The organism is Nguyenibacter sp. L1, assembly GCF_035199985.1.
GTDB lineage: Bacteria > Pseudomonadota > Alphaproteobacteria > Acetobacterales > Acetobacteraceae > Gluconacetobacter > Gluconacetobacter vanlangensis.
The window spans coordinates 3,268,744-3,280,601 of the sequence record NZ_CP127015.1 but is presented as its reverse complement, the minus strand read 5'-3'; the positions used below and the strand labels follow the sequence as shown (position 1 = coordinate 3,280,601).

At 60.1% G+C, this 11,858-nt stretch carries 8 protein-coding genes and 1 pseudogene; 4 read left to right on the top strand and 5 right to left on the bottom strand.

The window, feature by feature from the left end; genetic code table 11:
- The first annotated feature begins 31 nt into the window (after positions 1-31).
- A complete protein-coding gene (locus QN315_RS14730) occupies positions 32-1,072 on the top strand; it encodes an MYG1 family protein (RefSeq protein WP_323990045.1) in 1,041 nt (346 codons plus the stop codon).
- A gap of 237 nt (positions 1,073-1,309) precedes the next feature.
- Here QN315_RS14730 and QN315_RS14725 read toward each other — a convergent pair whose 3' ends face one another.
- Together QN315_RS14725 and QN315_RS14720 are read right to left on the bottom strand one after the other, a co-directional pair.
- Complete coding sequence (locus QN315_RS14725) at positions 1,310-2,173, bottom strand: hypothetical protein (protein ID WP_323990044.1); 864 nt, start codon at positions 2,171-2,173, stop codon at positions 1,310-1,312.
- A 33-nt stretch (positions 2,174-2,206) separates the two neighbouring features.
- Positions 2,207-2,749, bottom strand: a complete 543-nt coding sequence (locus tag QN315_RS14720; protein ID WP_323990042.1) for a cupin domain-containing protein — start codon at positions 2,747-2,749, stop codon at positions 2,207-2,209.
- 342 nt (positions 2,750-3,091) lie between these two features.
- On the opposite strand from QN315_RS14720, the gene QN315_RS19620 reads away from it, so the two are divergent.
- Together QN315_RS19620 and QN315_RS14715 are read left to right on the top strand one after the other, a co-directional pair.
- The gene (locus QN315_RS19620; protein WP_408904532.1) at positions 3,092-3,646 is read left to right on the top strand and encodes a VOC family protein; all 555 of its coding nucleotides are present in this window, start codon (positions 3,092-3,094) and stop codon (positions 3,644-3,646) included.
- Positions 3,546-4,780, top strand: a pseudogene (locus QN315_RS14715) (IS3 family transposase). Before QN315_RS19620 ends, QN315_RS14715 begins: the two are co-directional and overlap by 101 nt.
- Before the next feature lie 247 nt (positions 4,781-5,027).
- Here the strand turns inward: QN315_RS14715 and QN315_RS14710 are convergent.
- The 3 genes from QN315_RS14710 to gluP all read right to left on the bottom strand — a co-directional run bounded on the left by QN315_RS14710 (position 5,028) and on the right by gluP (position 10,321).
- Complete coding sequence (locus tag QN315_RS14710) at positions 5,028-5,876, bottom strand: hypothetical protein (RefSeq protein ID WP_323990040.1); 849 nt, start codon at positions 5,874-5,876, stop codon at positions 5,028-5,030.
- A 406-nt stretch (positions 5,877-6,282) separates the two neighbouring features.
- Complete coding sequence (locus tag QN315_RS14705) at positions 6,283-8,580, bottom strand: AAA family ATPase (protein ID WP_323990039.1); 2,298 nt, start codon at positions 8,578-8,580, stop codon at positions 6,283-6,285.
- Between the two features lie 508 nt (positions 8,581-9,088).
- Positions 9,089-10,321: a glucose/galactose MFS transporter gene (gene gluP / locus QN315_RS14700; protein ID WP_323993539.1), complete on the bottom strand. Its 1,233-nt coding sequence runs from the start codon at positions 10,319-10,321 to the stop codon at positions 9,089-9,091.
- 560 nt (positions 10,322-10,881) lie between these two features.
- Here gluP and ppk2 point away from each other — a divergent pair.
- A complete protein-coding gene (gene ppk2 / locus QN315_RS14695) occupies positions 10,882-11,796 on the top strand; it encodes a polyphosphate kinase 2 (protein ID WP_323990038.1) in 915 nt (304 codons plus the stop codon).
- Positions 11,797-11,858: the final 62 nt, after the last annotated feature.

Below are 11,858 nucleotides of genomic sequence, written 5' to 3'. Positions count from 1 at the left end.
CCAGCCCCCTCGTTTCTCAGCAGGTGCCCCTATGCCAGAACACACGCCCATCGGTCTCGAAGATGAAACGGCAACCGTCAGGGCGCTGACCCATTCGGGGAATTTCCATGTCGACGAAACGCTGGGCTACGTCATCCTTCACTACGCGCTCGCGCCGCAGGGGGACCTGCGCGGCCGCGTGCTCGCCGAAACGCCCATCGACCGGCTCGATTTCGCGCGCACCCGCGCGCCCGACCGCATCCGCTCGGCCGACATCGTGTTCGACGTGGGCGGCACGTACGACCCGACCAACGGCCGATACGACCACCACATGAAGGACAAGCCGCTCCGCGCGGACGGCACGCCCTACAGCGCCGCCGGATTGCTGTGGAAGGCGTACGGCGTCGCGGCGCTGCGCAACATCCTCGCCACGCCGCTCGCCGCGCCGATGGACGCGGACGGACTCGCCGCGATCTGGCAGATTATCGACCAATCCCTGGTCCTGCCGGTCGACCAGGACGATAACGGCGTCGCGAAGATGGGAAAATTGTCCCTGGCGGACATCGTGTCGGCCTGCGGCCCGGCCTGGGATACCGCCGAACGCCACGGTCCGGAAGCGGCCCGTGCGCGCGAAGCCCAGGGCTTCGCGAATGCCGCCGTCGCGGTGGCCACCCACCTGGTCAACATGGTCGACCGCGCCCGCGCCGGGCTGAAGGCGGCGAACCGGGTGATGGCAGCCTACGAGCAGGCCGACGACAAGCGCATCCTCGTCATGGAAACGGGAATGCCCACCGAGAAGGTGATTTTCGAGCACGACCTGCCGGTCGTCTACGTCGTCTCCCCGGCCGGGCCCGACCAGTGGAACGTCAAGGCCATCCCGCCCAAGCGCGGCGATTTCGGCCAGCGCGTCTCCCTACCGGAAGCATGGGCCGGTCTCGAGAGGGACGCCCTGGCCAGGATCTCCGGCGTCCCCGACGCCGTCTTCGCCCACCCGGCCCGCTTCATCTGCGGCGCCGCCAGCCGCGACGGCGCCCTGAAAATGGCCCGCCTGGCACTCGAGATCGACGCCGCCTCAAAACAACCCGCCACCTGACACCCCAAGCCGGACCCCAACGGTCCGGCTGTCACCTCCACGGCGGCTGACCGACAACATCAACCGCCGCGCACACCATTCCATCATTCGAGCGGGATAAACTATTTTTCCCAAAATGGGCATCGGCTCGCATAGTTCGTAGGTCCGGGTTGTGGGGTGAGCGGAAGGTCCGCTTTTTGAAAACAATTCTCAATAGGCGCCCTTCGTAGAACGAACGGCAGCTGCTCAGGTATATGATTACGACTGTTTTGCTTTCGCAGCAGTAGCGGCTTGATCTAAAATATCTATTACTCTTTGGTACTGCCCACCCTTGAGACGCAACGAAAAGTTCATAATCGAAGAAATCAATGAAAAAACTAATATGGAACCGAGTATTATTAATACTCCAGGCCATAAGATATTTAAGAAAGGAAATTCCTTCTCAAATCCGTAGAAATGATTTATTGCCCCAAACGTTACGACACTGAAAAATCCCTTAATAGTCATAACTTCATATTGATATTTATAGTCTTTATATATTCGTTCGTAGGTCTTTTTTGCAAAAAAAATTTCCTCTGTCGATATTTTTACGAGATTTTCTATTATTTCCAAGTCTGTAGTGTATTGATCCTGAGATTTTTGCATAACCCTAGATATCTGCTCCTTTGCCTCCTTTTTTAAACCAATTATTAATTCTAAAATATTATATATAACAAATAAAAATATAAACGTTATTGTTAATAATCCTGAATATCTACTTAATATTTTAAACTTGTACAGGGTAAACAGTATTGTTAGTGACAATGATACCATTATTAAAAACATTAATGCCCATTGAAGTTTACTAAACCCCCCACCAAATAACATGCTAGGTGTTTGTTGTTGCTTAAATTTTTCTCCATAAGAATTTATTATTTCAAAAACATTTCCTTCATATTTTATTTGATTATTCCCTGATGCGGTTTCTTTCCTGAAAATTCTGAAAAAATCTTCATAATTAAATCCCACTATTCTATTCCAATCAAAAACGGTTTCGCATTGTCGCTTTTCCAAGAAGCAAATAGCAGCGTCAAACTCAAGCGGCAGCTTTTTGCATATAAAATTCTTGCTTGAGAAGTCCACAATGACGGCGAAAGCTGCCGTGACGCGCCCCGATCAGACGGGTGTGTCGCGGCAGCGCGTCAGAAGCGGCGTGGGTTGTGGTTGCCCCTTGTAATAATCGGCCTCGCGCAGGAAACCGTGGCGATTGAGAGCATCGACAACGACCGCGCCGCTGTCGGGATAGGTGCAGACGTCCGCGGGCGGCTCGGCGCCGATCGCAAGATAGACCAGGTCGCCCGCGCCATCCGGGGTCGCGGGGTTGGCGATCTGATGGGCGATTCCCGTGTCGGCAGGGCAGGAAATGCAGTCTCCGGGGCCAATCTCATGCACATGATCGCCATAGCGAAATAGACCTCTCCCTTCGAGCACGACGAAGATCTCGTCGGCCTGAAGGTGCGTGTGCGCCGGGCACGCGCTGTGGCCTGGGGGCACCCGCACGGCGCCCATGCCGAGACGGCCCATCCCGAAACGCCCCGGCCCCGCATCCTTCATCGCAGGCGTCAGCGCGCGCCGGAAATGCGTCCAGGCGGCGGGCACGTCGGCCGCAATTTCCGGCGCCGTGTGCATGTTGACGATCATAGGTGCCTTCTCGATCATGTCGTCCTCTCGTATCCACGCCGGACAAGTCGCCGCGCCCTATGCCGGGGATGAGGCGAACGGAGACGGACATCGAAGGTGCTGGCCTGCCACACCGGCGGTCGGTTCCTTTGTATATTACGGTCCTGCTGACGTGGGTGACAACCGATCGACGTAGGTCGTTGTCCAAGGCCCGGTCGCCGATACCGCAAGCCGCCATGCCACCCGAAAAAAGCCGTCTCAACCGATGGCGACGCTCTGGCTCGCTCAAAATCGCTGAAAACCGTCGCCCCCCCCCGCGTCAACACATCGTGCGACCATCAGCACGCCAAAGGTCGGACACATGCGAAACCTCTGTGAAAAATGCAGGCTAGCTGCCAGATTGTGGAACATTATTGGAATAATGTAGACTGGACAATAGCGCATCACGCGCCCCACAACTTCAGAGGCCGACTTGTGCAACGCTTATTTCTAACAGCCGTACTGGTCCGCGACTATGATGAGGCAATCGCTTTCTACGTACATAAACTCGGCTTCGAAGTTCGCTTGGACACGAAACTTTCGGAAACGAAGCGTTGGGTTGTCCTCGCTCCACACGGCGGGGGGCAGGGGTGTATTCTTCTTGCCAAACCCGAAGTGCCTGAGCAGATCGACCGGATCGGTAGCCAAACAGGCGGCAGGGTCTTTCTTTTCCTCGACACTGACGACTTTCAGCGGGACTACGACACTTACGTCTCAAGAGGAGTTTCGTTCTCTCCCGCCTATCGGTTTTTTGAGACACCAGATAAGCGCGTGAGGAATGCGCGAGGGTGTCAGAATGACGAACGAGTTGAAGAACGACGCGAAACGACCGGGGCATGGCGGACGCATGTCACGCCGCCGCAAGAAGGAGGCCGTGCTTCGTCTGCTGCGCGGTGAGGACATGGAGATGGTCTCGCGCGAACTGGGCGTGACGGCCGCAACCCTGAGCGGATGGCAGAGCGCCTTCCTTTCCGGGGGCGAGGCCAGTCTTGCGACACGTCAGACTGACGGTGAAACGCTGGAGAGCGATCGCCTCAAGGCAAAGCTCGGCGAGGTCATGATCGAGCGTGAACTGCTGCGTGAAAAGATCGCGGCCATGGAGGCTGGCCGCCCTTTGGCCCGTCGGAGGCTGCGGCCATGAGTGCGGCGGTCTCCCCCTCTTCCGGTCGCCCCTATGGACTGGCGGCGGTCTGCCGGGTCTGGAACATCAGCCGGGCGACACTCTACCGCCGCCGGACGCCCATGGAGGTGAGACCAGCCTTGCGGCGGCGCGGCCCGACAGGCCCCATGCCGGACGCCGAACTGGTCGGGCGCATCCGTGCGATCATCACGGCCAGCCCGTTTCATGGCGAAGGGCACCGCAAGGTCTGGGCAAGACTGCGGGTCGCGGGCGTACGCACGTCCCGTCGCCGGACGCTGCGCCTGATGCGTGAAAACGATCTGCTCGCCCCCTCGCGGACCGGCGCGCCGAAGGGACCGCGCAACCATGACGGCACCATCATCCCGGATGCCCTCGACATCATGTGGGGCACCGACATGACGTCGACATGGACGCAGGAAGGACAGGCCGCCGTCTTCATTGCCATCGATCATCACAGCGGCGAATGCGCCGGCATTCATGCCGCCCGGCGCGGCACCCGCTTCGAGGCCCTGGAGCCCATACGCCAGGGCGTGCGCCGCTGTTTTGGCGCATTCGCCGAAAAAGTAGCAACTGGACTTTCCCTGCGCCACGATCACGGCAGCCAGTATATGTCCGATGATTTCCAGAACGAAATTCGCTTCCTGGGCATCGAAAGCTCGCCGGCATTCGTCCGCGCCCCCGAGGGCAATGGCTGCGCCGAACGCTTCATCCGGACACTCAAGGAGAACCTGCTCTGGGTCCGGAACTTCGAGAACGTCGAGGATCTCCGACAGGCCCTGCTGGAATTCCGCGATCTATACAATGAAACATGGCTCCTTGAACGGCACGGGTTCATGTCACCGAACGCCGTGCGCGCCAAAGCTCTTTCCACCGCGGCTCTCGCCGCTTAGGCTCCAACCAGATGTCTCAAAAACCGAGGCCGGTACAGTTCATAGAAGCTCCGCGCGTCGAAGATTATGGCACGGTCGCAGTGTTTGAGGACCTCTATGGGAATCGATGGGATTTGATTCAGCATACGGGGTATTTCGGCTTGTAGGTGGCGCGCACGCCGATTCCCATTTTACGACGGCGTTCTGGTAGACCAGCCCCGCAAGAGACTGGCTGTTAGTCGCGCAGCTCCACATCGGATTTGACTGCTCATTTCTTTCGTCTGAATGATGCAGCACGACGGAGGCCGGCTACTCCCCCGGGGATCATGTTGAGCCCATTGGGGTGCTTGGCGGCGAGGCTGTACTTATCGACCATAGCCTCCTCGACGTCGAGTGCCTCGGCGTGGGAAAGGCCGGTCGCGATTATCGTCGTGATCAGGCCACGAAGCTTCGGCTTACCATCTTGCACCCCGAACAGCTCGTCTGCGCGGGCCGTGATCAAATCCCTCAACGTGCGCGCGAACAGCCGGCGCGACTTTTGCGCTATGGCAAAGCGGGTGTGCTCGTTGAAGCGCAGGTTCCACCCGCGCTTTGTGATGCCGTAATAGACGAGTTCCTTCCCCTCGCTCGTGAGTAGAGAGTGGAGATAAACCGTGTATGTGTTCTCTAGCGGCGGGTTTCCTAGGAGCACGGCGCGCAACGGCACCTCGACCCGCATGCCGATGTCGAGCGCGGGCGACACCATGCTAAGGAAAAGAACCGGCGCGATCCCCGCTTCCTTCTCCATGTTTAGGATCGCCGCGGAGTGGATGATCTTCCTTTCGGCGTTCATCGCCTCTGTGACGTCTACGACGATGCGGCCGGTTGGCAGTGTCGGGCACTCGCCGTTGTGCAGGCCACCGCCGCGAACCCATGCCTGCATTTGCGATACGTAGCCGGTCTTCTCGTCGAGGGCGCACAGCGCATTGTCCAGCACTTCTGCCGACCGCAACGGATCGAAGGTCAGGCCGCGCGATAGATGCATGAGCATGGTTGCGTCAACGAAGAGCAGCCGCTCCGTCAATGCGCTGGCGGCCAGCCAGTCTGGCTTGAAAGCCGGAAGCAGTCTAGGCGGCACCGATCTCAAGCCAGCAATTACTCCGAGTGGATGTCGGCACCGACCACCGAACGCGCAAGCGACGCTAGGTAAGGACGGTGGGTGAAGAACAGTACCTGGGTGGACTTGGCCGATTCCGCGAGAACGCGGCCTCCGATCGCTCGTCGTCGAAGTTGTCGGCAGCGTGTAGAAAACGAAAGTAGGTCAACACTCATCTCCGGGGTGCGGAAAACGAAGTCCTCATTTCGTGTTTCTTTATAAGCAACATACAGCAGCAGTCGGGCAGGAACAACATGCCCTTACCAAGTTGGAGGCGATCGCTCGCATTGGCTACGGTCATTTCAGAATTATGCTGGATGCTCGCTAGCCATGAGTTTGTGTAACTTTTCGCGCGACGATGAAAGGGCCAACCCCATCGCCCTGGTATCTAGCGGCAGAGCTTCTTCAGTCGCTCAAGGTGCTTAGGATCGACTTTTTCGATCGTGTCGAAGAGCGCGGCTGCCGCTCCCCTCGTTTCCTCCAGCGTCATCGTCGAGAAAGACAGCAAGTCGTCAATGTTATCAGAGTGGGATTCGACTTGGACCAGCCGCTCGAGGGCAGCCAGCTGCTCTCTGTCCAATTCGGGATAGTCGACGCACAGCTTGTCGAGTTGTCCGGGTAGCCCACCGCCGCCTGGACACTTGAAGGCTAGGAACACGTCGAGCACCCGTCGGATTACGTTAGGAATCATGTAGCCATGGTCGTCGTAAGCGTCGGGCTGCTCCGCGAACCTGAGCACGTGGCTGAAGAGGAAGTGGTATTCGGAATCGTACTCGCGGAGTAGCTTCGACATCTCGATGATCGTTGATGACCGACGGAGCTGCCCCTCCGAGATCGTCACGTCGATGAAGAGGAACTTCGCCGTCGGGTCCTTACCGTCCGGAGGCCGGGCCCTGCCTTTCCAGGCCTTCTTGAATTCATTCATGCACTGCAGGTTGTGGGTGAAGATGAACACCTGCGCGGCCTTTTCGAGGCGGGATCTCACGAGGGAGCACGCGAAATTCAGCGCCTTCGTGTCTAGGCTCGACACTGGATCATCAACGACCACGATGACGTCCTTCAGCTTCCGGTTGTCTGCCTCGATGGATGACAGAAAGTAAGATATCGCGATCGCAGTCTTCTCGCCTTCGCTCGGGACGCCGGTGATCGGCGTGCCGTGTCGCAGAAGTTCATAGCCGTCGTCGACGGGATTGATCGTTAGCTCGCTGTGTCCGAGATAGGCCGCGATCAATTTATTGATTACCCCGGCGGCGGGTCCGTGTGTCCTTATCTGCTGGCGGAGCTGGCGCGCCTTCTCTCGCAGAGCCGAAACATTTTCGGCCTCAACCGTTACCTTGTCCGTCGCATCGACGAGATCTTCTGCCATTTTCGCGTAGTCGTCGCGGCAGTCAACGATGAAGTGTCGCCGTATCGAGGTTTCAGCCAATTCTTTGTGCTTCGTGAAATCGATGACCGCTTGGTTATGGGCCGCAATGGCTTTGTTGACGGCCGCGACGCCTACGGCCAGCCGTTCCGCGGTGGCGAGGACATCCGCCTCTGCGGCGACATCCTTCATGTCGGCGGGCGTCGCTGGACGCTCTAGCTTGGCGGAGAGGACGGTCTGCAGCGTGCCTAACTGCTTCGCGAGCAGGAGCGCATCCTTCAACACATCATTCCGGACGTTCCTGAAACCGGCCCGCAGCTCCGTCACCAGATCGTCTAGGGCGGGTATCAGGGAGGCCATCTGGGTCGACGACGCGATGAGACCACGCAGCCGCTCGGCAGTCTTATTGAGGCGTGTGACGAACTGGTCGATCCTATCGTCGAGGGCGGCGGCGAGGAGCGCACGGCGCTCGACCGAGATCACGTTACCGCAGAGGAGGCAATCGGCGATCCCGTGAGCTTCGTGGTACTCGTACCCGTGCTTCAACCAAAGCAACATGTCGGGATACTGCTGCACCTCGTCGAGCGCCACCGTAGCCAGAGACTGACCGCAGACGTCGGCGATGAAGCGATAGGCCGTCTCGATGGTCGCCTTGTCGAACGACATGGTTTCGAGGCGCGGCATGGGCTCCTCAAGCCGGCACGTGTCCTCGGCCGTCTTCAATTCGTCGTCTGTAAGTACGGACCGATCATCGTCCTTCCAGGTGTTGTAGTCCTTGACGAGAGCCGGCGCCTCGTACTTGCGGCTGCCAAGATGGAGGCGGGATGCAACCGACTTCGCGCGGTCTCTCTTGTAATTAGCGAACGTCTTCTCCGCAGCTTTTTGGGTCGCGGATGCAGCTTCCCTCTTCGCTTCCGTCTGAATAATGTCGCTTTCGACCTTCGTCAGTTCATTCGCGGCTTCAGCTTGGTCTGCACCGATGTAGAATACGGGGTTCGCGCGTCCTACGCCCCATTGCAGGTTCTGCTCAATGTAGTCAGAGTTAAAGACAAGAAGCCGCTGCTCGAGACCGACGGAATTGATCGGGCATCCGAACGCCGACCCATCGTCCAATGTTACCTCAAATGTCCCGCCAGTGGGAAGCTTGGGATGCGGTTTACCGGCCTCGAGGCTCGCGAAAATGCGCGATAGCGTGCTCTTACCTGAACCGTTGAATCCGTAAATGAGGTTATAGCGGCGGAACTGGAGGGAGGGCGAACGCGCGCTGCGGTCGGCGTATATCCCCATTCCCCGCAACGATTGGATGTTCGTTATGATTCCCATCGTTGGAGTTCATCCGTCGGCATGGTGGTTGTCAACTTCCCAATTCACAAATCCGACGTACGAACAGCCTGCGCCTCGCTGTGTAATTCTTCGCCGATCAGTCATGATAATAACATCCAATTTCGGCAATTAGCCATCCGCTCGATGAGCAACAACTCTTGGGATTATCGGCAGGCTGCACGCTGAGGATGGCTATTTCCTTGGGCCAAGCATTCTAACTCAAATTCGATCTAGCGCGGTTCGCCCAGCAATGTCGGCTTTCGGAAAACTGTTACGACCGTCTGGATGACCGAGATGTAGGCGAAAGCCGCAGGTCTCCTTTCTCCGAGTTTTGTCCGTTACCCAGTACGCCTTCCGCCACCCAACCGACAGAACCCGGGCAATCGCCGAATTTGCCGGCGACATGCCCAACCCGCTTCCCGCGCGGGCGCCGATCCGGATACGACGCCCGACCGATCAAGGCACATAGCCCCGCCTCGACCACCGGGGAACAGACGAAACAGCACCCTCAGACCGCCTCGCCCGTCTCATCCCGCCCACGCATCAGCCCGAAATAGCCCAGGATCACCAGATAGGCCGGCACGGCCACCAGCACGAAGGCGGCATGCGTGCCCCAGCCCTGCGCCAGATGGACATAGAGTTGCGGCAGCACCGCCCCACCCGAAAACGCCATGACCAGCAGCGCCGTCGCATGGTCGGCATGGCGCCCCATCCGGCGCATGACGACGGGAAACAGCGCCGGCAAAATCATCGCATTGGCGAATCCCAGCAAGGCGACGCACAGCACCGAGACCAGGCCGGCGCTGAACCACACGGCGGCGCACAGCACCAGCCCCATGACGCAGGACAGCGCCATATAGCGCAGTTGCGACACGAAGCGCGGCACCACCACCATCCCCGTCAGGTACCCCGCCATCATCGCCGCCAGGGTCAGCGCCGTCAGATATTTGGTGACATCCAGCGACAGGCCGACACTGCGCCCATACATGCCGATGGCGTCACCCGCCAGGACCTCGACCCCGACATAGAGGAACATCGCGAACACGCCCAGCGCCAGGCCGGCCAGGCCGCCGCTCCCCGCCCCGGCACCATCCACTGCGGCCGCCTCATGGCCCCCGCCCTCCAGCGCGATCGGCGGCAGCGGCGAGCGCAGGACCCACACCGCCATGCCCGCCAGCAGCAGCGCCATCGCCAGATAGGGCGCATGCACCGCATGGGTGAAGCGCGCCAGAATGGCGTCACGCGCCGCGTGGTCCGGCGCGGCCTGGACCTGCGCCGCGATCCCGCCGATATCGTGCATCACCAGCCACGCGAAGACCAACGGGGCAACGATGCCCGCGCATTTGTTCGCAGTCCCCATGATGGCGATGCGCTGCGCCGCCCGCGCATGCGGGCCCAGCAGGCTGACATAGGGATTGATGGTGATCTGCAGCAGCGACAGCCCCGCCCCGATCACGGCCAGCCCGGCCAGCGCGCCGGGATACCAGCGCGCGGTCACGCATTCGCCGAAGACGGCCGAGCCGCCCGCCATGACCATCAGCGACACCGCCATGCCGGTTTTCAACCCGGTGCGGCGCGCCACATAGGTCGCGGGCAGCGGAAAGACGAAATAAGCCAGGTAGAAACAGGCCGGCACCAGGAACGCCGCCACGTCGCTCAGATTGAAGGCAAGCTGCACGAAGGTGATCAGCGGCCCGTTCAGCCAGGTGACGAAGCCGATGCTGAAGAACAGGATCGCCATCACGACGATCGGCCGCCAGCCATAGGCCCCGGCGGGGCCGCCGACGGCCAAATGACCTGTGTCCGGGCTGACGACGGCCGATCCGTCGATGGACGAAAGAGTCACCATGCAGCTCCCTGCTTCGCGCGCCCCGGGCGACGGACCGGAACAGTCCGCCATGCACCCGGCTCGCCCCACCCCGACCTTTTGGAGTACGCAAAGTTCTATTGGCAGGAAGATAGTTTATCAACCGAAATAAAAAACAGGAAGTCTTTGCGGGCGAAGGCCGATATTTCCGGCAGGCCACGGCCAGATCCTCGGCACGCTCAGCCGCAGCGCGGCCGGCCTGGCCGCGCATCATGGCCTGTCCGGCCATGAAAAGGCCTGATCGCGCCTGCAACACCGTAACAGTTTGATGAAATTTTAATCCCGCCCTCCCGGCCCAGCGGCGCGCGCGCTATGCAGGCGGCTCGGACACGGGCCTGCATCCCGTGCCGCAAGCGCATCAGCCGTTCGGCCGGACCCGCCGGCCGGTCCGGGATGCGCATCGAACCCACCAGCCGGAGCGAGGATTGACGGTTATGCGGCAGAGCCACGGGCAGGACATTTCCCCGGCCGACGCGCGCGAACGCATGCGCGACGAGATCCTCGACGACTTGGACGAGGAAATCGAGCTGGAACTGGATGACAGCCGGCTGGCCGGAGCGGACTCCGACGAGAGCGCCGCGTTCCGCAAACACTATTTCCGGGAATTGCTGCGCCTGCAGGGCGAACTGGTGCAATTGCAGGACTGGGTGAAAGAGACCGGCCACCGCATGGTCATCATCTTCGAAGGCCGCGACGCCGCCGGCAAGGGCGGGGTGATCAAGCGCATCACCCAGCGCCTGAACCCGCGCATCTGCCGGGTCGCCGCCCTGCCCGCGCCGAACGACCGCGAACGCACCCAATGGTATTTCCAGCGCTATGTTGCCCACCTGCCGGCGGCGGGCGAGATCGTGCTGTTCGACCGAAGCTGGTACAACCGCGCCGGTGTGGAGCGGGTCATGAATTTCTGCACCGACTCGGACTATGCGGAATTCTTCCGCTCGGTGCCCGAATTCGAGCGCATGCTGGTCCGTAGCGGCATTCAGTTGGTGAAATACTGGTTCTCCATCACCGACGAGGAACAGGGAATGCGCTTCCGCGCGCGGATCGAAGACCCGCTGAAGCAATGGAAGCTCAGCCCGATGGACCTCGAGAGCCGGCGCCGGTGGGAGGCCTATACCCTGGCCAAGGACGAGATGCTGGAACGCTCCAACATCGAGGAGGCGCCCTGGTGGGTGGTGCCGGCGGTGAACAAGAAGCGCGCGCGGCTGAACTGCATGGCGCATCTCCTGTCGCTGGTTCCCTATGCCGAGGTCACCAAGCCCGAGGTCATCCTGCCGGAACGGGTCTATCACCCCGACTATACCCGCCAGCCGACCCCCGAGGGAATGACCGTTCCCCAGCTTTACTGACGTGATGGCCGGACCGACGGAATGACCGGGCGGTTTTCACCCCCGCCCGGTCGATCAGGTCG